Origin of the sequence: Kitasatospora sp. NPDC002227 (genome assembly GCF_040296285.1) — a bacterium.
Taxonomy (GTDB): domain Bacteria; phylum Actinomycetota; class Actinomycetes; order Streptomycetales; family Streptomycetaceae; genus Kitasatospora.
In genome coordinates this window covers 1-21,959 of the sequence record NZ_JBEOWY010000051.1, presented here as the reverse complement: position 1 = coordinate 21,959, position 21,959 = coordinate 1, and the positions used below count along the sequence as shown (strand labels likewise).

At 73.1% G+C, this 21,959-nt stretch carries 17 protein-coding genes; 7 read left to right on the top strand and 10 right to left on the bottom strand.

Going from position 1 to position 21,959, the window contains the following annotated elements; translation table 11 throughout:
• Nucleotides 1–51: 51 nt before the first annotated feature.
• Nucleotides 52–1,746 (top strand): penicillin-binding transpeptidase domain-containing protein, encoded by a 1,695-nt coding sequence (locus ABT095_RS31565; RefSeq protein ID WP_350532984.1) that lies wholly within the window; start codon nucleotides 52–54, stop codon nucleotides 1,744–1,746.
• 38 nt (nucleotides 1,747–1,784) lie between these two features.
• Here the strand turns inward: ABT095_RS31565 and ABT095_RS31560 are convergent, their stop codons facing one another.
• The 3 genes from ABT095_RS31560 to ABT095_RS31550 all read right to left on the bottom strand — a co-directional run bounded on the left by ABT095_RS31560 (nucleotide 1,785) and on the right by ABT095_RS31550 (nucleotide 6,522).
• The gene (locus tag ABT095_RS31560; RefSeq protein WP_350532983.1) at nucleotides 1,785–2,567 is read right to left on the bottom strand and encodes an SGNH/GDSL hydrolase family protein; all 783 of its coding nucleotides are present in this window, start codon (nucleotides 2,565–2,567) and stop codon (nucleotides 1,785–1,787) included.
• A 112-nt stretch (nucleotides 2,568–2,679) separates the two neighbouring features.
• Nucleotides 2,680–5,487 (bottom strand): penicillin acylase family protein, encoded by a 2,808-nt coding sequence (locus tag ABT095_RS31555; protein ID WP_350532982.1) that lies wholly within the window; start codon nucleotides 5,485–5,487, stop codon nucleotides 2,680–2,682.
• Nucleotides 5,488–5,577: 90 nt separating this feature from the next.
• On the bottom strand, nucleotides 5,578–6,522 hold the full coding sequence (locus ABT095_RS31550) for an RluA family pseudouridine synthase (RefSeq protein WP_350532981.1): 945 nt from the start codon (nucleotides 6,520–6,522) through the stop codon (nucleotides 5,578–5,580).
• 303 nt (nucleotides 6,523–6,825) lie between these two features.
• Between ABT095_RS31550 and ABT095_RS31545 the strand changes: the two genes are divergently transcribed.
• Nucleotides 6,826–7,359, top strand: a complete 534-nt coding sequence (locus ABT095_RS31545; protein ID WP_350532980.1) for a DoxX family membrane protein — start codon at nucleotides 6,826–6,828, stop codon at nucleotides 7,357–7,359.
• A gap of 61 nt (nucleotides 7,360–7,420) precedes the next feature.
• Here ABT095_RS31545 and ABT095_RS31540 read toward each other — a convergent pair whose 3' ends face one another.
• Nucleotides 7,421–9,319, bottom strand: a complete 1,899-nt coding sequence (locus ABT095_RS31540; RefSeq protein WP_350532979.1) for a galactose oxidase early set domain-containing protein — start codon at nucleotides 9,317–9,319, stop codon at nucleotides 7,421–7,423.
• A 250-nt stretch (nucleotides 9,320–9,569) separates the two neighbouring features.
• Between ABT095_RS31540 and ABT095_RS31535 the strand changes: the two genes are divergently transcribed.
• Together ABT095_RS31535 and ABT095_RS31530 are read left to right on the top strand one after the other, a co-directional pair.
• Nucleotides 9,570–11,870: a Dyp-type peroxidase gene (locus ABT095_RS31535; RefSeq protein WP_350532978.1), complete on the top strand. Its 2,301-nt coding sequence runs from the start codon at nucleotides 9,570–9,572 to the stop codon at nucleotides 11,868–11,870.
• A 147-nt stretch (nucleotides 11,871–12,017) separates the two neighbouring features.
• A complete protein-coding gene (locus ABT095_RS31530) occupies nucleotides 12,018–12,818 on the top strand; it encodes a hypothetical protein (protein WP_350532977.1) in 801 nt (266 codons plus the stop codon).
• A 68-nt stretch (nucleotides 12,819–12,886) separates the two neighbouring features.
• Here the strand turns inward: ABT095_RS31530 and ABT095_RS31525 are convergent, their stop codons facing one another.
• Nucleotides 12,887–14,419, bottom strand: a complete 1,533-nt coding sequence (locus tag ABT095_RS31525) for a helix-turn-helix domain-containing protein (protein ID WP_350532976.1) — start codon at nucleotides 14,417–14,419, stop codon at nucleotides 12,887–12,889.
• A 167-nt stretch (nucleotides 14,420–14,586) separates the two neighbouring features.
• Here ABT095_RS31525 and ABT095_RS31520 point away from each other — a divergent pair, with 167 nt between their 5' ends.
• Together ABT095_RS31520 and ABT095_RS31515 are read left to right on the top strand one after the other, a co-directional pair.
• A complete protein-coding gene (locus ABT095_RS31520; protein ID WP_350532975.1) occupies nucleotides 14,587–15,204 on the top strand; it encodes a helix-turn-helix domain-containing protein in 618 nt (205 codons plus the stop codon).
• Nucleotides 15,204–16,478: an MFS transporter gene (locus ABT095_RS31515; protein WP_350532974.1), complete on the top strand. Its 1,275-nt coding sequence runs from the start codon at nucleotides 15,204–15,206 to the stop codon at nucleotides 16,476–16,478. The genes ABT095_RS31520 and ABT095_RS31515 overlap by 1 nt, the downstream gene beginning before the upstream one ends.
• Here ABT095_RS31515 and ABT095_RS31510 read toward each other — a convergent pair.
• The 5 genes from ABT095_RS31510 to ABT095_RS31490 form a co-directional block, all read right to left on the bottom strand.
• Nucleotides 16,362–17,555, bottom strand: coding sequence for a cytochrome P450 (locus tag ABT095_RS31510; RefSeq protein WP_350532973.1), 1,194 nt, complete (start codon nucleotides 17,553–17,555; stop codon nucleotides 16,362–16,364). The genes ABT095_RS31515 and ABT095_RS31510 overlap by 117 nt on opposite strands.
• A 49-nt stretch (nucleotides 17,556–17,604) precedes the next feature.
• Entirely contained in the window at nucleotides 17,605–17,796 is a 192-nt protein-coding gene (locus ABT095_RS31505; protein ID WP_350532972.1) for a ferredoxin, read from the bottom strand.
• A 142-nt stretch (nucleotides 17,797–17,938) separates the two neighbouring features.
• On the bottom strand, nucleotides 17,939–20,248 hold the full coding sequence (locus ABT095_RS31500) for an FtsX-like permease family protein (RefSeq protein ID WP_350532971.1): 2,310 nt from the start codon (nucleotides 20,246–20,248) through the stop codon (nucleotides 17,939–17,941).
• Complete coding sequence (locus ABT095_RS31495; protein WP_350533015.1) at nucleotides 20,245–20,985, bottom strand: ABC transporter ATP-binding protein; 741 nt, start codon at nucleotides 20,983–20,985, stop codon at nucleotides 20,245–20,247. The genes ABT095_RS31500 and ABT095_RS31495 overlap by 4 nt, the downstream gene beginning before the upstream one ends.
• Nucleotides 20,986–21,008: 23 nt before the next feature.
• On the bottom strand, nucleotides 21,009–21,533 hold the full coding sequence (locus ABT095_RS31490) for a PadR family transcriptional regulator (protein WP_350532970.1): 525 nt from the start codon (nucleotides 21,531–21,533) through the stop codon (nucleotides 21,009–21,011).
• 126 nt (nucleotides 21,534–21,659) lie between these two features.
• Between ABT095_RS31490 and ABT095_RS31485 the strand changes: the two genes are divergently transcribed.
• Entirely contained in the window at nucleotides 21,660–21,884 is a 225-nt protein-coding gene (locus tag ABT095_RS31485; RefSeq protein WP_350532969.1) for a hypothetical protein, read from the top strand.
• Nucleotides 21,885–21,959 lie beyond the last annotated feature (75 nt).

Genomic DNA, 21,959 nt, shown 5'->3' with positions numbered 1-21,959 from the left:
TGCGGCGACAGCGGGCCGAGGCGGCCGGCCGGGCCGGCACGGGGGGCGGGAATGGGCGAGTACGGGTACGAGGGCGAGCACTGGTCCGAGGAGGAGAGCCTCGGAGAGCCGGTGCGGCGGGGGCGGCGGGCGCTGCGGGTGACGGTCGCCGTGGTGGTGGTCGGCATGCTGAGCGTCGGCGGGTACGGCGCGTACAACCTCACGCACGCGATCATGAGCGGGTCGAAGGGCACGTCGCCCCTGGCGGCCGCGCCGGCGCCGTCCGTCACCACGCCGCCGAGCGCCGAGCAGGCGGCCGGCGCGGCCAAGCAGTTCCTCGACGCCTGGGGGCGCGGGGACATGGCCGCGGCGGCCGCGCTGACGGACCGCCAGGAGTTGGCCGGCCGGGCGCTGAGCTCGTTCCAGCAGGGGCTCAAGGCGAAGGAGACGGCCTTCACGGCGACCGGCCCGGTGCCGTCGCCGGGCCAGGGCACGGCCGGGGTCGGCTTCCACGCCCGGCTGCGGTTCGACGGCACGGACCAGGCCTGGGAGTACGACGGCGTCCTGGGCCTGGTGCGCACCCCTGACGGGCGGACGGCCGTGCACTGGACCTCGAAGGTGCTCCACCCGAAGCTGGACGAGGACGCCACGATCGCCGTCGCGCCGGTGCCGGCCCCGGCGGGCCGGCTGGTCGACCGGAACGGCAAGGACTTCGACGGCTCCTCGGCCGTCAAGTCCCTGCTGGCCGGGGTGAAGAGCGGTGACGCCGGCACCGGCGAGCTGCCGGGCCGGGCGGTGGTGCTCACCCGGCCCGGGCGGCCGGACGAGCCGATGTTCGTGCTCGGCGAGCCGACCGGCGCGCAGCTCAAGGTGACCCTGGACGCGGAGCTTCAGCAGGCCGCCGAGGCGGCGCTGGCCGCGCAGACGTCGGACGGGCGGGCCGGCTCGCTGGTGGCGGTCGAGCCGAGCAGCGGGCGGATCCTGGCGGTGGCCAGTGCGCCGGCCGGGTTCAACCAGGCGTTCGGCGCCACCATCGCGCCGGGCTCCACCATGAAGGTGGTGACGGCGGCCGCGCTGCTCGAGAAGGGCCTCACCCCGGACAGCCCGGCGCCCTGCCCGGACACGGTGAGCTCCCCGCGCCAGTGGCACAACGACGAGCGCGGCGATCACCCCGGCTACACCCTGGCGGACGACTTCGCGCAGTCCTGCAACACCGCCTTCATCCAGCAGGGGCTGGCGAAGCTCACCCCGGGCACGCTGGCCCAGGTCGCCCTGGAGCAGTTCGGCCTCGGCCTGGAGTGGCACACCGGCCTGCCGGCCTTCGATGCCAAGATCCCCACGCCGGCGGACACGGACGACCAGGCGGCCGAGTACATCGGACAGGGCTCGATCCGGGCCAACACCCTGGCGATGGCCTCGGTGGCGGCCACCGTGCAGAGCGGCGGCTTCCGGCAGCCGTTCCTGGTGGAGGGCACCGACCGGGCCACCGCGACGGGCCGCCTGCCCGAGGAGGTGGCGCGCTCCCTGCGGACGATGATGGCCAAGGCCGCCGCGGAGGGCACGGCCGCCAAGCCGATGGCCGGCCTCGGCGGCCAGGTCGGCGCCAAGACCGGCACCGCCGAGGTGGACGGACAGAAGTCGAACAGCTGGTTCATCGCCTACCGCGGCGACCTGGCGGTGGCCGTCGAGGTGACCGGCGCGGGCTACGGCGCCGACGCCGCCGGGCAGGCGGCCGCGCAGGTGCTGAAGCTGGGCAACGACGGCTGAGCGCCGCCGGGGTGGGCCCGCCCACCCCGGCAGGCTGCTCAGAGGGGCTGCAGGTCCGGCCGCTTGGCCTCCATGTGGTCGCCGGAGGACTCGCCGCGCAGGCGGCGGCCGACCCAGGGGATCAGGTACTCGCGGGCCCACTGGAGGTTCTCCCGGCGGGCATCGGCCGGGGTCTGCCCGGCCTGGGCCGGCCAGGGGGCCTCCGGGTCCTGGTCGAGCTCGAGGCCCAGCGAGCGGGCGGCGAGCAGGGCGACGCGCTGGTGGCCCTCGGGGGAGAGGTGCAGCCGGTCCTCGCTCCAGGCCCGCCGGTCGTGGACCGACTTGAGTGCCCAGAGGTCGGCGACGACGCAGCCGGTGCGGTCGGCGACGGCCCGCAGGTGGCCGTTGTAGGTGGCGATCTTGCCGCGCAGCAGGCCGAGCACCGGCACGCCGCGGGTGTCGAAGCCGGTGGCGACGAGCACCGTACCGGCGTGCTGCTGCAGCTGCAGGACGGCCGCCTCGAAGCGCTCGGCGACCTCGTCCGGGTCGCTGCCCGGGCGCAGGATGTCGTTGCCGCCGGCACAGAAGGTCACCAGCTCGGGCTGCAACTCCCTGATCTGGGGAACCTGTTCGGCGACGATCTGGTCGAGCAGACGGCCGCGCACGGCGAGGTTGGCATAGCGGAAGTCGCCGTCCGGCCGGCGCTCGGCGAGCAGGGCGGCGAGCCGGTCGGCCCAGCCCGCGTACTGGCCGTTCGGGCCGGGGTCGTTGAGTCCCTCGGTGAAGCTGTCGCCGAGGGCGGCGTAGGAACGTGGGGCAAATATCTCCTGGTGGTCAGCCATGACCTGAATAGTTCACTGTTTGAAGTGACCTACGCCACCGTAGGTGGGCGGTAGCGCAGGGTGATGTTGGCCACGGCGGCCCGACCGTGTCAGGTCGGGCCGCCGCAGAACCTCACCGGTGGCTGAGGAAGGAGACCACCTGCTGGTAGGTCGGCCGGTTCTGCCAGGTGGTGCGGTTGTCGGTCACCCCGCCGAGCGGGCGCTGGACGATGGTGTCGGCGCACCACTGGTCACCGGCCGAGCAGCCGCCGTCGTCCCCGGGGTAGACCTGGGCCGGGGCCTGGGCGAGGGCCTGGCCGAGGGTGGCGAGGAGCACCGAGCGGCAGGCCGCGAGGTCACCGCCGCCGCAGTACGGCTGGGCCAGCGGGCCGGCGACGTGGTCGCCGAGCACCGAGCGCAGGTCCTTGTCGACATAGCTCCACCAGCCGTACTGGAAGGAGGAACCCTTGTGCGGGATCGACTCGTTGGCGCTCACCCCGCCGCTGGTCGGCCCGGTCTGGCCGCCCGAGGGGGATTCGTTGATCTGCACCGCGCCGGTCAGCGCGCCGAACAGCTGGTCGCCCAGGCCCGGGCGGAAGATGCCGTCGGCCAGCAGCGGCCACCAGGCGTCCATGGTGCGGATGGCGTCCGCGTCGGCGTAGCCGTGGCTGCCCGCCGAGGTCTCCCGGCGCTGCGAGCCGGCCGACTGCCAGTTGGCCAACTGCTGGACGGCGGCGGCCAGTTTGGGATCGGTGACGGGGGCGGTGCGGATCACCCGGAGGATGTCGGGCAGCACGTCCTCACCGCGCAGGTCGGCCAGGGCCGCGCTCTCCATCGCCTGGGTCAGGGTGGCGCGGGTGACCTTGGCGCTGCCGGCCAGCAGGTCCTTCACCCGGTCGTCGAGCAGGTTGCCGCGGTGCACCGAGCCCTCGCCGAAGCCGGCCGAGGTGAACTTGGCGGCCTGCTTGTTGTTCCAGGAGATGTAGTAGTCCTGGTCCACCGACTGCGGGTGCTCGGCCGGCGGGGTGTACTGCGCGGTGTTGTTCGCGGGGTTCAACCCCTGCCATTCGTAAGCAGGTTGACCCCAGGTCGGCAGGCCGGCGTCCACGCCCGGGGCGCGCACGGGGTTGTTGCCGGAGTTGTAGTACGCGATGTGGGCGGAGTCGGCGTAGAACCAGTTGAAGGTGTAGTTGATGTTCTGCGCCGCCTGCTGGAAGCCCGCCGGGTCGTGCACCGCACCCGGGTCGTTGAGCATCTGGAAGCCGATGATCGAGTCCGCCTCGTGCCGGTAGGTGGAGCGCAGCGAGGTGAAGGCGACGGGCTGCCCGCCGACGGTGCCGCGCGCCTGCACCAGGCCGTAGTCGGAGCGGTACATCACCAGCGAGTAGGAGCCAGCGGGGGTGGAGTCGGCCGTGGTCGGGCTCCAGGAGTCCTGCCGCACCAGCTTGTCGAAGGGGGTGCAAGCACCGTGCCAGAGGTAGGAGTTGGCGGCCAGGGTGACGGGCGAGCCGTCCGTGGTGCACAGCGGCACCGCGTAGGTGTCGGTGATGTCCTGCCCGGCCGAGGTGGCACTCCAGGCGTAGTCGGCGCCGCGCCCGAGCTGCACGTAGAAGCTGAGCCCGGCGAAGGCGGCGCCGCGCGCGCTGATGCCCGGGCCCTGCAGCTCCTCGAGCATCAGCAGCTGCGGGGCGAAGTACCCGGTCTGCGGGCCGAACACGGCCACCGGATGCCCGTCGGCGGTGTGGGCGCCGCCCACCACCAGGGCGTTGGACATGCCGTGCTTGGCGGTGAGCAGGTTGCCGGGCAGCACGCCGGGGGCCTTGGTGGTCTTCAGCGAGGCCGAGCCGGTGGCGTCGTAGACCAGCTTCTCGGGCACCACCGAGCCCGGGTCGGGCATGGCCACGCCCTGCGGGTCGTCCGGCACGGTGGCGTACGGGAACTGCTGCCCGTCGTGCAGGGTCTGCACCGCCTCCGGGTCGTCCGCCTCGCGCAGGGACTTCCACACCGCGTCCCCGGTGTCCTTGCCGTAGCGGGCCTCGGCGGCCAGCTTGACCTGGGCGGAGGCGAGTTCGCCACCGCCACCGGCGCCGAACAGGGCGCCGACCACGGAGGCCAGGGCGACCAGGTCGGTGAGCTTGAACTGGTCGATCCCGCCCGCGTTGGTGATCGGGTTGATGTGCCCGGTCAGGTCGTACTCGCCGGGGAAGTACCGGCCGTTGTAGGACTCCCGGATGTACTGGTTGATGCCGTCCAGGTAGGACTGCGCGTCCGCGAGCGCCTGCCGGGCGCGGTCGCCCTGGTTCGAGATGGCGTCGATCTGGCTCTGCAGTTCGGCCTCGGTGTACGGCGCGGCCTGCCAGAAGCTCTGTTCCAGCGCGCGGTTGGCGGCGGCGCCGCCCGCGAAGCCGGAGAGCTGGCCGCGGCCGACGTGCCGGAAGAGGTCCATCAGCCAGAGCCGGTCCTGTGCGGCGGCGTAGCCCGCGCCGAACTCGGTGCCCGAGCGGGTGGTGCCGGTGATGTGCGGCACGCCGGTGGCCTTGTCACGGACGATGGTCACGTCCGAGCGCGGCGAGCTGGTGCTGGCCACCTGGTCGGCGGGAACGCCGAAGGAGGCGTTGTTGAAGAAGCTGTTCAGCTGAGTGTCCGTCAGGGACGGGTAGGCGGAGGCCAGGGCGGCGTAGGGGCCGAGCTGGTCGTCGGTGTGGGCCGGCCGGGTGCCGAACATCTTGTTGCCCAGGATGTCGGCCAGGGTGGCGTTGCCGTTCTCGCCGGGCGGCAGGATGTCCGAGCAGCGGCCGCCGCAGTAGTCGGCGGCGGCCGCCCGGGCGGTGGCCGCGTCGGCCGGGAGGGCGGCGAGGCCGGTGGTGGTCAGCAGGGCCGCCGCGAGGGCGGTGGCGGTCAGTCTGGATCTGCGGATGCGCGCATGGATGCGTCGGGGCATGGCGGTTCCTCCGTCGAACTACGGGGAGTTGACGGTAGGTCTGCTACTGGCCGGTTGGCTAGTGGCGTGCATGCCATTTCTGAGGATGGCTCATGTTTGTCGGGTCCGGTGTGCCGGCTCCGGCCAGGCCGAGAGGGTCAGCCGGCTGCGCAGCCGCAGCTCCTCACCCGTCACCGGATCGGTGAAGTCCAGCTCGGCGGCGAGGAGTTGGAGCGGGGTGGAGAAGTCGTCCGGGGCGGGCTCGGGCAGCACCTCGGGGTAGAGCGGGTCGCCGAGGATCGGCACGCCCAGGCTCGCCAGATGCAGCCGCAGCTGGTGGGTGCGCCCGGTGTGCGGCTCCAGCCGGTACCGGCCGAGGCCGCCCCGGTGCTCGAGCAGCTCCACCCGGCTCTCGCTGTTCGGCTCGCCCGGCACCTCCTTGGCCGCCAGCTCGCCGCGCTCCTTGACGATCCGGCTGCGCACGACGGTGGGCAGCTCGAGATCGGGGCGGTAGGGGGCGACGGCCTGGTAGGCCTTGCGGACCAGGCGCTCCTGGAACAGCCCCTGGTAGGCCCCGCGCAGTTCGGGGCGGACGACGAACAGCGCCAGGCCCGCCGTGAGCCGGTCCAGCCGGTGGGCGGGGCTGAGCTGCGGCAGGCCGAGCTCGCGGCGCAGCCGGGCCAGCGCCGTCTCGGTGATGTGCCGGCCGCGCGGGGTCATGGCGAGGAAGTGCGGCTTGTCGACCACGAGGATCCGCTCGTCCCGGTGCACCAGGGTGAGCGGGAAGGGCACCGGAGTCTCCGGCGCGAGCTCCCGGTGGTACCAGAGGTAGGCGCCCGGCACGAAGGGAGCGTCCACGGCCAGCGGCCCGTCGACCCCGTGCACGGCCCGCTCGGCGAACATCGCGTCGATCAGCTCGGCGGGCACCGGCAGGCGGTCCGCCAGGTGGTCACGGACGGTGGCCCAGGGCCCCTCCCAGGGCAGCCGGACCCGCACGGGGTCGATCCCGTGCCGTTGCGGGAGCGGTGCGGCGGGTACGGAGGAGCGGCGTCTCATGCCCCAACCCTACGGCCGCGTCGGCGCCGAAACGGATCGGAATGCGGCCGAACCTTTTCCGGACGTGGCAACTCCGTTACAATAATGTCCTGTTGGGCGTGGAGAATGCCGCCCGCCGGGTGCCCGAAGCGGTTGTCGAATCGGGACTGAGTGTAGTCGCCCCGATCTGCGAATTGATCCGACGGAATCGCCGACCCGCTCGGTCACGTGATCCGGCCCGCCTCCGCGAGACGTCCACAATCCGAATTGCCGCCTGATTTCCGGCGTGCCCGACGGATTCCGAACGCTCTACGGAGGTTGCCCATGGCGAACATCCAGTCTCTGACGGGACTGCAGCAGACCATCCACCGCCAGGTGCGCCTGCGCGCCATGACGGTGCTGCGTTGGACGGTCGGCGTGGTCTACATCTGGTTCGGCGCGTTGAAGCTCTTCAACGTCACGCCGGTCGGCCAGCTGGTCAAGGACGCGGTGCCCCTCCCGACCCCGAGCTGGTTCGTGCCCGCGCTGGGCGCACTCGAGATCGTGATGGGCCTGTGGTTCCTCACCGGGCGGCACCTGCAGCGGCTGCTGCCGCTGTTCGTGGTGCACATGCTGGGCACCTTCTCGGTGCTGGTCTTCCTGCCGGCCCAGGCCTTCCAGCACTACCGGCCCTGGGAGCTGAGCATGACCGGTGAGTTCGTGGTGAAGAACATCGTGCTGCTGACGGCGGGGCTGATCTCCTGCGTCCAGCCCCGGGGGGCGCTGCCCGGCACGGCCGCCACCACGGCGTTAACCGCGCAGACCGCCACCGGGGCGGAGCAGCGCGGTGAGAAGGTCGGCGCGGGCACCCGGGGTTGAAGCCCGGCCGGCGTACACCCACGGCCCGGAGCTCCGGGCCGTGGGTGTCGGCGTGGGCGGGTCAGCCGATCTGCCCGCCGGAGTCCTTGGCCTCCAGCTTCACCCACTTCGCGACGCTGGGCACGCCTGCCGCGTCCAGCAGGAAGAGCATGTAGTACCCGGGCGGCGCCGAGGCGGCCACCGGCGGGGTCTGCAGGGTCAGCTGACCGCCGCTGCGGCCGGTGACCTGGAGCTCGATGTGCCGCTGGCTGGTGTCCACCGAGTGGGTCGAGGTGATCGGTGCGAGCAGCACCGCCCTGGTCACCCGGTCCGGGGTGGAGGTGGTGACGGTGAAGGCGGAGTTGTAGCGCAGCGGGGTGCCGGGCGCCGAGTCCAGGGTCGGCCGGGCACCGGAATTCAGGTACCAGGGCTCGTAGATCTCGATGCTGCCGTTCATGCCCGACTTGATGTCCGGGTTGTCGGCGATCTGCTGCAACTCGTCGCCGGTGACGGCGATCCGCCCGTCCGCGAGGATCACCGCGTTGGAGTGGTAGCCGCGCGGCAGCCGCTGCACCGGGCCGAGCCGCCAGTTGCCCTGGGCGTCGCGCATTTCGGTCTGGCGGTACTTGAGGTCGCCGTTGGGATTGAGCGGCCCGTTTCCGTAGTCGCGGATGTCGTAGGCGCCGTTGACGGTGAACAGGGTGCCGTCGGGCAGAATCAGAGTGTCGTCCTGGGTGCGGCCGAATGCCCGCGGCTTCTGCTCGCTCCACTGCCCGCCGGAGAAGAGATAGGTCTTCGGATCGTCCCGGTTGCCGCCGAGCAGCAGTACCGAGTCCGGGCCCTGGAAGCCGCCGGGCAGCGCCACCGCCGAACCGTAGTTGCGCTGGGCGGCGTCCGGCCGGGCGGGCAGGTCGGTGCGGGTCTCCAGCTTGGGGTCGAAGCGCCACTGCTCGGTCGCGGTCCGCCCGAAGCCGTAGATCTTCCCGTCGTTCAGGCTGAAGAGCTGCGGATAGTCGGTCGAGTAGGGCGCGGTGGCGCCGAACCGGTCCACCGGCGCCAGTGGTACCACGGCCGGGTCCTTCGGTACGGCGGCGGACTTGGCGGGGAAGCGCTCGACCACCGGGGTCGGGGTGCCCCAGCCCAGCTCCGAGTGGCCCGACATGATCAGCTGCCGCCCGTCCTCACCGGTCACCACCGAGGGGTACCAGCGGCCGACCGACATGTCCGGGTTGCGGGTCCAGGTCTCCTTCACCGGGTCGAAGATCAGCGAGAGCTTGGCCCCGGTGCCGAAGTTGCCCCCGAAGTTGCCGCCGAAGACGCCCAGCATGCCGTTGGGCAGGAAGGAGTGCCCGGCGCAGAAGAACGGCGCGGGGCGGGAGACGCCGGTGCCGTCGTCCAGCACCACATCCGGGGGCGGCACGGACTTGAAGGCATCGGTCCCGGTGCCCTTGGCCGGGTCCCAGAGGTAGGCCCGGCCGCGGTTGTCGGCGCCGATGATCTGGGTGGGCGCGGGCTCCTTGGTCGGGTCGCTCTCCACCGGCTCGAAGGAGAACAGCAGCACCTTGCCGGTGGGCAGCGCGGCGATGTGGTCGCCGTACTCGGGAGAGGGGAAGTAGCTGGTGAACCGGCCGAAGATCTTCGGATCGAAGCCCTTGTTGGTCTCGGCCTGAGTGCTGGTCAGCATGGCGAGGCGCGCGGTGCGCACCGACTGCGCGTACGGCGCCGAGACGGCCCGGTTGCCGGGCCCGCCCGGGCGCACGCCGCGCGCCACCAGGCGGGTGAAGGCGCGGTACTCGGCCTCGTCGCGCCCGAGCGCGGCCACCTCGCCCTCGCGCAGCTCGGCCCGCAGCTGGGCGGTGGTGTAGGCGCCGTCGCCCGGGGCGGGCTCGGCGGCCCGGCTCGGCGCGGCCAGGACGAGCGAGGTGAGGGCCGCGCAGGCGGCGACCAGCGCGGTGAGCCGGGAGGAGGACATGCGGGTCATGGGGCTCCGTAAGGGAGGGGGTTTAACCACGGAGAGTGATGATCGTCGGCGGTGTGACGAGCGGGGCCGACGGACGGTGCCAGTGTCGTCGGATCGTCAACTCCCTGTCCTGTGCTGCGCAGCGGACGGGTGACGGTGGCTCGGAGGCGGATTCGACGGGTCGCCGGGGCGGCTGGATCCGTATACGTACCTTATGGTGATGGTGACCCTCCGCAGTCATTGCGGACCTTTGGCCACCCCCGGAGCGCTCATGACGACCCCCGCCACCGATCCCGCTGCCACCGACCTCCCGCTGCGCGAGAGCGAGGAGATCCAGGGCGACATCCTGGCCGGCTTCAAGAAGGACCAGACCGTCCTGCTCTTCCTCCGCTTCGAGGACCCGCTCAAGGCGCGCAGCTGGCTGCAGCGCCTCACCCCCCGGATCGCCACCACCCGGCAGGTGGCCACCTTCAACAAGGCCTTCAGCGAGGCCCGCCAGCGCGCCGGCGGCGACCCGAGCGGCCTCAAGGCGACCTGGCTCGGCATCAGCTTCACCTACCAGGGCCTGGCCGCGCTGACCGGCCGCCCGCCCTACCCCGACGCGCCGGCCGGCACCGCGCTCGGCGCCTTCCAGCAGGGCCCGGTGGCCCGGGCCAGGATCAACGGGGACGACACCCCGGCCAACTCGCCCAGCGGCTGGGTGTTCGGCAACCACGGCACCGAGGAGGCGGTGCACGCCGTGCTCACCGTCGCCGCCGACACCGTCGAGGACCTGCGGGCCGCCGTCACCGAGCAGCGCGAGGCGGCCGCCCAGTGCCTGGTCCAGGTGGTATTCCAGCAGGACTGCGCCACCCTGCCCGGCACCCGCCGGGGCAAGGAGCACTTCGGCTTCAAGGACGGCGTCAGCGAGCCCGGCGTACGCGGCTTCGACGAGCCCGACCCCCTGCGCCCCGAGTGGGTCAAGGGCCACCCGGGCACCCGGCTGATCCCGGCCGGCGAGTTCGTGGCCGGCCACCCGCAGGTCGAGCGCGGCGACCTGGGCGGGCCGACCCAGCTGCCGCCCTGGACCTTCAACGGCTCGTTCCAGGTGGTGCGGCGCCTGGCCCAGGACGTACCCGGCTGGTGGGCGCAGGTGGCCCGGCAGCTGCCGCTGCTCAAGGACAGGAAGGTGGTGCCGCAGGACGCCACCGTCGAGTGGCTGGCCGCCAGGCTGGTCGGCCGGTGGCGCTCGGGCACCCCGGTGGCCAAGTGCCCGGCCGCCGACACCCCGTTCAACACCGTCGCCGCCAATGACAACGACATCAGCTTCGCCACCGACCTGGACGGCAGGCTGACCCCGCTCTGGTCGCACCTGCGCAAGACCAACCCGCGCGACGGCCTGCAGGAGCGCCCGGGCGACGCGCCGTTCCCGGAGGACCCGGTGATGGACCGCCGCCGGATCATGCGGCGCGGCAGCCCGTACGGGCACCCCTTCGACCCGGCCGCAGAGGGCCCCGGCGGGCCGGACGCGCCGCGCGGGCTGCTCTTCGTCAGCTACCAGACCGACCTGGTGACGCAGTTCGAGTTCATCCAGCAGTCCTGGATCGACAGCCCTGCCTTCCCGCCGGGCCGCAAGCAGCCGCCCGGGCCGGACGCGATGGTCGGCGCCACCGGCACCGTCACGTACAACCAGGACGGCGACCCGGCCGTGCCGATGAGCCTGCAGCAGTTCGTCCGCACCGAGGGTGCGGTGTACGCCTTCGCGCCGTCGGTCACGGTGCTGCGCGCGCTCGGCGAGGGGCGGCTGCCCCTGCAGGGCGAGCCCGAGATCGGGCAGCCGGTGGACGCCTTCCTGCCGGTGCCGGACATGCAGCGCAAGGACGGCAAGAGCTGGTACTGGGCGTTCCGGACGGTCGGCGGCAAGCAGCAGTTCCGGGTGGTCTCGATCGCCGACGGCAGCGCCCACACCGACAAGCTGGAGCAGCCCGACCGGCCGGTGACCGACTGGGACACCCTGGCGGACGTCCGCCAGGTCGACCTCTGGCTGCCCTACCCCGACCAGCAGCGGGTCAACGGCAAGAGCTGGTACTGGGTCTTCCACACCGTCGACAACCGCCAGCTCTACCGGGTGGTCTCGATCGCCGACGGCAGTGCCCACACCGACGTGCTCGAACGCGGCGACGGCCCGCTCACCCGCTGGGCCTCGCTGGCCGGTGTGGTCCGGCTGGACTTCGTCCTGCCGGTGCCGGACATGCAGCGCCAGAACGGCAAGAGCTGGTACTGGGCCTTCCACACCGTGGACGGCGAACAGCTCTACCGCGTCATCTCCATCGCCGACGGCCTGCGCCACAACGACGTCCTCGAGCGCGCCGACCGCCGCATCTCGGAGTGGGACGGCTTCGCCGGCATCGAGCGCATCACCACCGTCCTCCCGATGCCGGACCAGCAGCGGATCAACGGCCTGAGCACCTACTGGGTCTTCCACCGCGACAAGTACCGCATCGTCACGATCGCGGACGGCAGCGCCCACGAGGACCGCGTGGCGGTCCCCGACCGCCCGGTCTCGCTCTGGAACTCCCTGACCCAGGGCTGACCGGCCCGGCGGCCTCCGGGGCCTGGGTTTCCCGGAGGCCGCCCGCCCGCGCGGTGCGAGGGCGCCGCATCACCAACTGCCTTCGGGGAGGACTCGGTTCGGGCGTTCCGCCGCCGTTCGGAGGCGGCCGCCGCTAGCATCCCCCGCGTGATTCCCTCCACCACCCCCGTCAAGCCGCGCCTGACCTGGCTCAAGGTCATCGGCGCGTTCCTGCTGCCCCCGCTCGGCTTCCTGTTCCTGTGGCGCAGCCCGCGTGCCAAGGGCGTGAAGACCTACGCCGCCGTCGTGCTGGGCCTGTACTCGGTCCTGTGGCTGGTGGCGGTCTTCTCGCCGAAGCCGGCCGCGCCGACGGCGGCCCCGGTGGCCGCCACCGCGAGCCCCTCGACATCCGTCGCCCCGGCCCCGGCCGTCGTGACCGTCAGCCCTTCGCCGTCGGCCACCGCGGATCCGGCGGCCGCCGCGGCCGACGGCAAGGCCTGGGGAGAGGCGTACGCGCGCCTGCTCAGGCCCGCGGCCGGAGCCGAGCCGGGGCAGAACGCCTGTCAGGGAGCGGCCGGCCAGGGCGTGGCCGCCCTGACGGGTGGCACCCTCATGCCGCACGTCGACCTGCACGGCAGCCCGGCGGCGTGGGTGTCCGCCTGCGTCACCGCCGAGCTGGCGGCGGAACAGGCACTCGCTCCCACCCCGTCGCCGAGCCCCACCCCGCCCCCGGCGCCGGCCCCCGCGCCGACGGTGGCCGACCGGCCCAGCTCGGCCCCGGTGCACACCGAGGCGCCGCCGCAGCCCGAGCCGACGACCCACCAGGCGGCCGGCTGCACCACCGACTCCAAGGGCAACTGCATAGTCCGGGGGCGGTACTGCCCCAATAGCGCCCACGGCGGTACCGGCACCGACGCGGCCGGCCGCGTCCTCACCTGCGAGGACAAGAACGGCTGGCGCTGGGAGTAGCGCGGTACGACGAAGGCCCCCGGCTCCTTGGGTTCAAGCTCTCGCCGGGGGCCTTCGAATGCTCCGGATCAGATGTCGCGGAAGGTCTCGATCCGGGCACCGATCGAGTTGAGGCGCTCGGCGAGGTCCTCGTAGCCGCGGTTGATGACGTAGACGTTGCGCAGCACGGAGACGCCCTCGGCGGCGAGCATGGCGAGCAGGATCACCACGGCCGGGCGCAGCGCGGGCGGGCACATCATCTCGGCGGCGCGCCAGCGGGTGGTGGGGCCCTGGACGAGCACGCGGTGCGGGTCGAGCAGCTTGACGTCGGCGCCCAGGCGGGTGAGCTCGGTCAGGTAGATCGCGCGGTTCTCGTACACCCAGTCGTGGATCAGGGTGGTGCCGTGCGCGGCGGCCGCGATCACCGCGAAGAACGGGATGTTGTCGATGTTGATGCCCGGGAAGGGCATCGGGTGGATCTTGTCGGTGGGCGCGGTGAGCTTGGACGGGCGGACCGTCAGGTCGGTCAGCCGGGTGCGGCCGTTGGCGGCCGGGTACTCGGGGGAGCGGTCGTGGTCCAGGCCCATCTGCTCCAGGACGGCGAGCTCGATCTCCAGGAACTCCACCGGCACCCGGCGGATGGTCAGCTCCGAGGAGGTGGCCACGGCGGCGGCCAGCAGGCTCATCGCCTCCACCGGGTCCTCGGCGGGGGAGTAGTCCACGTCGCGGTCGATGGTGGGCAGGCCGTGCACCGTCAGGGTGGTGGTGCCGATGCCCTCGATCCGCACGCCCAGCTGTTCGAGGAAGAAGCAGAGGTCCTGGACCATGTAGTTCGGGCTGGCGTTGCGGATGACGCTCACGCCGTCGTGCCGGGCAGCGGCGAGCAGCGCGTTCTCGGTCACCGTGTCGCCGCGCTCGGTCAGCACGATCGGGCGGGCCGGGGAGACCCCGGGGACGGCGGTCGCGTGGTAGCTGCCGTTGGTGGTGGCGACCTCGAGGCCGTACTGCTGCAGCGCGTGCAGGTGCGGCTGGACGGTACGGGTGCCGAGCTCGCAGCCGCCCGCGTACGGGATCTCGAAGTGCTCGGCGCGGTGCATCAGCGGGCCGAGGAACATCAGCACGCTGCGGGTGCGGCGGGCCGCCTCGACGTCCATCGAGGCCAGGTCCAGCTCGGCCGGCGGGGTCAGCTCGAGGTCCTTGCCCTCGTTGATCCAACGGACCTTCACGCCGATGCTGGAGAGCACCTCGAGCAGGCGGTAGACCTCCTCGATCCGGGCCACCTGGCGCAGCGTGGTGCGGCCGGTGGTCAGCAGCGAGGCGCAGAGCAGGGCCACGCAGGCGTTCTTGCTGGTCCGCACGTCGATGGCGCCGGAGAGCTTGGTCCCGCCGGTGACGCGCAGGTGCATCGGGCCGGAGTACCCGATCGAGACGATCTCGCTGTCCAGGGCCTCGCCGATCCGGGCGATCATCTCCAGGCTGATGTTCTGCCTGCCCTGCTCGATCCGGTTGACGGCGCTCTGGCTGGTCCCGAGCGCCTCACCGAGCTGGGCCTGGGTCAGGCCCCGGTGCTGCCGGGCGTCGCGGATGAGCTTGCCGATGCGCAGAAGGTAGTCGTCGGTCACCGGAGGACTGTATCTCACATGTGAGATGAGTGATGTGGCGGTGATGTGGGCTCTCTGTGACGTTGCAGGTCAACGGTCGGGCACGTCGGTTGAGATGTATGCGGCTGGTGGTGTGTCGCCGACCGGGTCTTGTCGGGAAGAGACTGTCGAGCGTAGTGTTTCGAAACATGTCTTTCGAAGAGGCTCCGGCCGATCCTGATCGCCCGTCAGCCGCCGACCGCCCGCCCCGGCGGCTGACCGACCCCAGGGCGATGCGTGCGATGGCCCACCCGACCAGGCTGGCCCTGCTCGAGGCGCTCGGCCGGCACGAGCCGCTGACCGCCACGGAGGCCGCCGAGCTGGTCGGGGAGTCGCCGACCAACTGCGCCTTCCACCTGCGCACGCTGGCCAAGTACGACTTCGTGGAGGAGGCCGGGGACGCACCCGGCCGCCGACGGCCGTGGCGGCTCAAGCACCTCGGCTTCCGGGTGGACGACCTGGGCGGCGACGCGGAGACGAACCGGGCGGCCGAGGCCCTGGGGCAGGTGCTGTGGGAGACCTGGCTGGGCCGGGCCGCGGCGGCGAGCTCCCGGCGGCCGCAGTTCCCCGAGCACTGGCGGCGCGTCACCAGCGGGAGCCAGAACCTGGCCCACGTCACCCCGGAGGAGGGCGAGCAGCTGATCGCCGACCTCTGCGAAGTGCTCGACCGCTACCGGGGCCGGCTGTCCGACCCGGAGCGCAGGCCGGCCGGAAGCCTGCCGGTGGAGCTGGTGCTGTTCAGCTACCCGGTCGAGGCGGCCGGCTGATGGGCGGGTTGCGCGCGAACCGCGACGCCCGGCTGCTGATCGCCGGCCAGATCCTCTCCACCCTCGGCGACTCGGCGCTCTGGCTCGCCCTCGGCATCTGGGTCAAGCAGCTCACCGGCAGCGCCTCGGCCGCCGGTCTGGCGTTCTTCGCGTTCACCCTGGGCAACCTGGCCGCCCCGCTCGGCGGCTGGCTTGCCGACCGGGTGCGGCGGCGGCCCCTGCTGATCGCCGCCAACCTCGGCACCGCCGCGCTGGTGCTGCCGCTGCTCCTGGTGCACGACGCGGGCCAGGTGTGGCTGGTCTACGCGGTGATGTTCGGCTACGGCCTCTCCGCCGCCGTGATCGGCCCGGCGCAGACCTCGCTGCAACAGGCGGTGCTCGCACCGGAGCTCCTCGGCACGGCCAACAGTGCGGTGCAGACCGCCAAGTCCGGGCTTCGGCTGGTCACGCCACTGCTCGGCGCCGGACTGCTCGCCGCCGTGGGCCCGGTGCCGGTGATCCTCGGCGACGTGCTGACCTTCCTGGTGGCCACCGCCACGCTGCGCGCTCTGCGGCTGCGCGAACAGCGGCCCGGCCGGAATCGGCGCGCCGAACTGCTCGCGGGAGCCCGCCACCTTCGGAACACCGTCGCGCTCCGGCGGTTGATGCTGGCAGGCGTGCTGGCGGTCACCGCCTTCGGACTCTCGGAGACCGTCCTGTTCGACGTGGTCAGCGAAGGACTGCACCGGCCGGACGCGTTCCTCGGCGTGCTGATCTCCGGCCAGGGCGCGGGCGCCGTCCTGGCCGGAGTCACGGCGCCCGCCCTGCTGCGCCGGTGCGCCGAGCACAGGCTGGTCGCCCTCGGCCTGACCGCCGCCGGGGCCGGATTCCTGCTGCAGGCCGTCCCGTCCACCTCGGCCGTGCTGACCGGCTCGGTGCTGATCGGCGCCGCCCTGCCGTGGATCAGTGTCGGCATCCTGACCTGCGTTCAACTCCGCACCCCGGCAGGGCTGATGGGCCGGACGGATGCGGCACTGAATCTCGCCCTGACCGTGCCGCAGACCGTCGCGATCGCGGCCGGCGCCGGGCTGCTCACCCTCACCGGCTACCGGACGGTGCTGTTCGTCATCGCCCTCCTGATGCTGCTCGCGACCCTCCCCGCCACAGCCCGGCAGGAGTCACCAGACGACGGGCAGCGAGTCGAGGCCGTGGATCACCATCGCCGTGCGGAAGGTCAGCTCGGCCTCGTCCACGGCCAGCCGCAGGCCCGGCAGCCGGACGAACAGCGTGCGTAGGGCGATCTGCAGTTCGGCGCGGGCCAGCGGCTGGCCCAGGCACTGGTGGACGCCGAAGCCGAAGGCCAGGTGGCGGCGGGCGTCGCGGTCGAGGTCGAGCTCGTCGCCACCGGGGAAGACGGCGGCGTCCCGGTTGGCGGTGGAGAGCATGCAGAGCACACCCTCGCCCGCCCGGATCCGGGTGCCGCCCAGGGTGAGGTCCTGGGTCGCCGTCCGGGGCACGCCGATCTGGACGATCGAGAGGTAGCGCAGCAGCTCCTCCACGGCCGTGTATGCCGAGGTCTCGCCCGAGCGAAGCCGGGCCGCCTGCTCGGGGGCGCGCAGCAGGGCGAGGGTGGAGAGCGAGGTCATGTTGGCGGTGGTCTCGTGACCGGCGACGAGCAGCAGCAGGGCGGAGGAGACGGTCTCGGCCGGGGTCAGGTCCTCCCGGGCGGCCAGCCGGCTGAGGATGTCGTCCTCGGGCACACGCCGCTTGTGGTCGGCCAGTTCGGTCAGGAAGGTGCGCAACTGCTGCTGGGCGCCGAAGACCGCGTCCTCGGTCGCGGTGGTGTCCAGCAGGGTCCGGCTCAGCTGCTGGAAGTACTCGTGGTCCGCGTACGGCACTCCGAGCAGCTGGCAGATCACCAGCGAGGGGATGGGGAAGGCGAATTCGGTGACCAGATCGGCCGGGGCGCCCTCGGCCAGCATCCGGTCCAGGGTGTCGTCCACGACCCGCTGGATCGCCGGGCGCTGCTCCTCGATCCGCTTGACCAGGAAGTCGGTGGTCAGCATCCGCCGCAGCCGGGCGTGGCCGGGGTCGTCCATGCGCAGGAAGACCGGGTTGTCGACCACGAGCTGGCGCCGGCCCGGGGTGAGGAAGGGGAAGCCGGGGCGGTGCGGTTCGGCGCTGAAGCGCTGGTCGCCGAGGATGCTGCGGACCTCCTCGTGGCCGGTGACCAGCCAGCAGAGCGAGCCGTCCCACAGCTCGGTGCGGGTCACCGGGCCGTCGGCGGCGGCCTGTTGGTAGGCGGAGGGCGGATCGAAGGGACAGCGGTCGGCCGGGGCCGGGAGGACGAGGACCTTGTCGTTCGGGGGCATGGCACGGGCTCCTTCGGAGGTCTTCCGGGGCTCCAGGGCGTCCTGGGGGTCAGGAGACGGTGATGGCTCGACCGGGGCAGAGGGTGGCGGCGAGCCGGACCTCGGGGGCGAGGTGGGCGGGCGGCTCCGCCTGGAGGACCACGACGAGGCCGTCCTCGTCGCTCTGGTCGAACACGGTGGGGGCGGTGAGGACGCACTGCCCCGAGCTGCAGCAGCGGTCCTTGTCGACACTGACCGGCATCGTGGCCACCTTCCAAGAGGCGTGAGCGCGAGTCAGGTTGCCTGGGGCAACCAAGTGATGCCTGCCCAACCTAACCCGCGCTCAGTCGCACACGAAGAGGTGATCCACCGTCGGTGCCAGAATGGCCGGTTCCCGACCCCCGCTACTCGTGGCGGAGCCCGGCCGCCCGGGTGGCCCGCCGCAGCACCGGCAGGCTGAGCGCCGTCAGCGCCAGCACCGCCCCCAGCCCGGCCGCCGCCATGACCCCCGCCTGCCCCCAGTCGAGCACCACCGGCAGCCCGGCGGAGCGCAGCAGCACCGAGGCCAGCCCCGCCCCCGCCCCGACCGCCAGCGCCAGGCCGAGCACCACCGGCAGCAGGACCTGCCAGAGCAGTGCCGCCCCGAGCGTGCGCCGCCGGGTGCCGAAGGCGGCCAGCACCGCGAGGCTGCGCCGCCGCTCCCGCAGCTGAGCCACCAGGCCGACCAGCATGCTGGCGGCGATCAGTGTCAGGGTGGCGGCCACACCGGCGGTCAGCGCCCGCCGGATGCCGAGGAAGGTCTTGTCGGTGAAGGCTGCCGCCGGGTCGTAGAAGTGGATGTGGGGGTCGATCCCGGCCATCGTGGTGCGGATCTGCTCGACGGCGTCCGGGGCGCGCCGGTCGACGTGGACCAGCACCCGGGCGTCCTGCTGCCGCACCACCTCGGGCGGCAGCGCACCCCAGGTCGCGTAGAGCGCGGGCCCCCGGTCGAGGAGCGTGGGCAGGACCGGGTGCGCGAGCGCGTCGGCGCTGCCGCGCGGCACCGGCGGCCGCCAGGCGGGCATGGCGCCGCCCGGCCACAGCGCCGAGAGCGCCGGGCGCGTGCCGAGCCGGGCCAGGGCGTCCGGCGAGGTGAACAGGTCGCCGTCCCGGCAGTCCGGCACCTTGGCGAAGATCCGGAGCCCCGCGCAGTCGGAGACCCGCACGGCCAGGCTGGTGGTCCCGCCGTCCTGGACGTAGAACTCCTGGTAGCCCGTGGCGTCGAGCACGCCCGGCGTGCCGCGCAGCCGCGAGGCGTAGGAGGCGGCCGACGCCCCGCCGGCCAAGGAGGTGGCGCTGAGCACGGGCGCTCCGGTGGCGGCCGGGCGCAGCGGGGTGAGATCGGTGGCGATGCCGCCGAGCAGGGCCTGCAGGGCGATCGCGCCGGAGACGGCCACCACGATGCCGCCGATCGGCCGGGAGGCGGCCTGCGGCGCCCACTGGATGCGCCGCACCGCGAGCTGCCAGGAGACCGGCCCGGCCCGGCCGAGCAGGCGGGCGGTGGTGCCGAGCACGGCGGGCAGCAGGGCCGTGGTCCCCAGGAGGAGCAGCAGGAGCCCCGCGATCAGCGGGGCGAGCCCGGAGGCCCGCCCGAGGTCGGCCAGATCGGCCTGGTTGCGGTACAGCAGGAAGCCGCCGAGCAGGGGCAGTGCCAGGCGTACGGCGAACCACCGCTGACGGCGGGCCGCGCCGGCCCGGGTCACCGCCAGCGGCTCGGCGTTGATCCGCCGCATGGCGGCCAGCGTCACGGTGACGGCCAGCAGCGGCACCGCGGCGAGCGCGAGCGCGGCGAGCGCGGGCTGCGGGGTCAGGTCCGAGGCGAAGACGCTCAGCCCCTCGACGGTGACCAGCTCGAGCAACTGACCACCGGCCAGGAAGAACACCCCGCCGACGGCGAGCCCGAGCAGCGCCCCGGCCAGGCTCTCGCCCGCCGCGATCCGGCGGATGGCGGCCCGGTCGGCGCCCACCAGCCGCAGCGCGGCCAGCCTGCGGTCGCGGGCCTCGCCGCCGAACCGGGCGGCCGCCGCGACGAACACTCCGACCGGGGTCAGCAGGATCACCACGCCCACGATGCTGAGCAGCAGCAGGACGGGCTCCAGCGGCTTCGGGGGGTCCTGCTCGCCGAAGTGGTCGAGTCGTACGGCGGCCGGGTCCTGGGCGAGCCGGTCGCTGCCCAGGTAGAAGGAGTAGTCGCCCGGCCCGACCAGCCCGGCCGGGGCGATCCGCGCCGTGACCGGGTGCGGGCCGATCCGCTCGGCGAGCAGCCGCCCGTCCGGGCTCGTGAGCAGCTCGGCCAGCGCGGGGGAGACGGCCAGCTCGCCCGGGGCGGGGTAGTGGCTCAGGCCCGGCGGCAGCACCGCGCCAGGTCCGTCGGGCTGGACGGCCCGGCCGCGCACCTCGCGGCCGTGGTAGGTGGTGCCGAGGTCGGTCATCAGCAGGCTGTGCGGCGTGCGCGGGGCGTCGGCCGAGGCGTTGAGCAGGTCACGCAGGGCGTGGATGCGGTCGTCCCGGTGGTGCTTGAGCACCGGGACGGAGGAGGCGAGCAGCAGCATCGCCACCCCGAGGCCCACGCCGACGGCTGTCAGCAGGGTGCGGGCCAGCGCGGCCCGGCCGCCGGTGAAGGCCAGCCTGGTGCCGAGGGCGAGTTCGTCCGCCCAGCGTCGTGGAGTGCTCACCGCCACGCCCCCGCCAGGGCGGAGGAGGCGTGCACCGTGCGGCCGTCCCGGACGGTGACCTCGCGGTCGGCGTACGCAGCCACCCGCAGGTCGTGGGTGACCAGCACGACGGCCGTGCCGTGCTCCCGGGCGGCGGCGGTGAGCAGCGACATCACCTTCTCGCTCTGCAGCGAGTCGAGCGCCCCGGTCGGCTCGTCGGCGAAGAGGACGGCCGGCCCGGTGGCCATCGCCCGGGCGATGGCCACCCGCTGGCCCTGGCCGCCGGACATCTCGTCGGGCCGCCGCCGGGCGAGCTCGGCGACCTCCAGGCGGTCGAGCCACTCCAGCGCCACCCGCTCGGCGGCGCGGCGGCGGGCGCCGCCGAGCCGCAGCGGGAGGGCGACGTTCTCCAGGCAGGACAGCTCGGGCACCAGCTGGCCGAACTGGAAGACGAAACCGAAGTCGGTGCGGCGCAGTGCGCTGCGGCGGCTGTCCGAGAGGGTGGTCAGCTCCTCGCCGCGGAAGGTCACGGACCCGTCGTCCGGCCGGACTATCCCGGCCAGGCAGTGCAGCAGGGTGGACTTGCCGGAGCCGGAGGCCCCCATCACGGAGACCAGCTCGCCGGGCATCACGTGCAGTGAGGCGCCGCGGAGCGCGGTGGTGGGGCCGAAGCGCTTGTGCAGGCCCCGGGCGGTGAGCAGCGCGCCCTCGGGCACGGTCGGCTCCCCGGTCGGCTCCCCGGTCGGCTCCCCGGTCATCTCCTCGGTCATCACTTCGATCATCAGGAGTGCACCTCCCGGGCCAGCTCGTCGAGCCGGGCGGCGGTGAGCTCCAGCCAGCGCAGGTCCGCCTCGAGGTGGAACAGTGCGTGGTCGCAGACCAGCTGGTCGACGAGGTCGCCGGAGGACTTGCGGCGGGTCAGCTCGCGCATCCGGCGCAGGTGCTCGGCCCGCTGGGTGTCCAGCACCTCGACGGCCGGGCGGCCGGTCAGCAGGGCCAGCACGACCTTGGTGTACAGGGTGTTCTGCAGGTACGGCTCCGGGTCCTCCGGGCGGGCCAGCCACTGTGCGACGTCGGTGATCCCGGCATCGGTGATGACGTACCGCTTGCGGTCCGGCCCCTCCCCGGGCTCGGTGCCCGCGACCTCGACCAGGCCGTTCTTGAGCAGCCGGGACAGCGTCGCGTAGACCTGCCCGTACGGCAGCGCCCGGCTGTGGCCGAACCGCTCGTCGTAGGCGCGCTTGATGTCGTAGCCGTGGCGGGGCTGGGACTCCAGGAGCCCGAGAATCGTGTGACCCAGTGACATGCCGCTGACTATACACACAGTGTAGACCTGGGGTGCATAGTGCCGATGGCAAGGCGCTGAGCTGTGGTTTCGCCGGGCCGGTCAGATGCTGCGTGACCTCCGCCGGGCACGGGCGTTGGGCAGGGCATGAAGAAGCGCAGCATGCTCGCCGTCGCGTCCCTCGCCGCCGGGGTCGTGGCCTCGCTCACCGCCCCCAGCGCCCACGCGGCGTCCGGGCTCGGCGGTGGCCTCGTTCCGTCCGCCCCCAGCGTCCTCAACTCGGGCGGTCTGCTCGGCCTGCTCGACACCCCGGGCGCCCCCGACGCCCCGCACGACCTCGCCGGAGGCCACCCGGAGCAGCCGTTCCACTGACCCCCGCATCCTGAGCGGCCGGGTGCCCGACGCGCTGATCTGCCGGGGGCACTACCAGAGCCGTCCGCCGCTGCC

Bases quoted from the DNA above. Each gene is read 5' to 3' on its own strand.
- ABT095_RS31485 (WP_350532969.1), top strand. From the start codon at position 21,660: ATGAAGAAGCGCAGCATGCTCGCCGTCGCGTCCCTCGCCGCCGGGGTC.
- ABT095_RS31515 (WP_350532974.1), top strand. From the start codon at position 15,204: ATGGGCGGGTTGCGCGCGAACCGCGACGCCCGGCTGCTGATCGCCGGC.
- ABT095_RS31565 (WP_350532984.1), top strand. From the start codon at position 52: ATGGGCGAGTACGGGTACGAGGGCGAGCACTGGTCCGAGGAGGAGAGC.
- ABT095_RS31495 (WP_350533015.1), bottom strand. From the start codon at position 20,985: ATGACCGGGGAGCCGACCGGGGAGCCGACCGGGGAGCCGACCGTGCCC.
- ABT095_RS31505 (WP_350532972.1), bottom strand. From the start codon at position 17,796: ATGCCGGTCAGTGTCGACAAGGACCGCTGCTGCAGCTCGGGGCAGTGC.
- ABT095_RS31560 (WP_350532983.1), bottom strand. From the start codon at position 2,567: ATGGCTGACCACCAGGAGATATTTGCCCCACGTTCCTACGCCGCCCTC.
- ABT095_RS31540 (WP_350532979.1), bottom strand. From the start codon at position 9,319: ATGACCCGCATGTCCTCCTCCCGGCTCACCGCGCTGGTCGCCGCCTGC.
- ABT095_RS31520 (WP_350532975.1), top strand. From the start codon at position 14,587: ATGTCTTTCGAAGAGGCTCCGGCCGATCCTGATCGCCCGTCAGCCGCC.
- ABT095_RS31550 (WP_350532981.1), bottom strand. From the start codon at position 6,522: ATGAGACGCCGCTCCTCCGTACCCGCCGCACCGCTCCCGCAACGGCAC.
- ABT095_RS31545 (WP_350532980.1), top strand. From the start codon at position 6,826: ATGGCGAACATCCAGTCTCTGACGGGACTGCAGCAGACCATCCACCGC.
- ABT095_RS31555 (WP_350532982.1), bottom strand. From the start codon at position 5,487: ATGCCCCGACGCATCCATGCGCGCATCCGCAGATCCAGACTGACCGCC.
- ABT095_RS31510 (WP_350532973.1), bottom strand. From the start codon at position 17,555: ATGCCCCCGAACGACAAGGTCCTCGTCCTCCCGGCCCCGGCCGACCGC.
- ABT095_RS31535 (WP_350532978.1), top strand. From the start codon at position 9,570: ATGACGACCCCCGCCACCGATCCCGCTGCCACCGACCTCCCGCTGCGC.
- ABT095_RS31490 (WP_350532970.1), bottom strand. From the start codon at position 21,533: ATGTCACTGGGTCACACGATTCTCGGGCTCCTGGAGTCCCAGCCCCGC.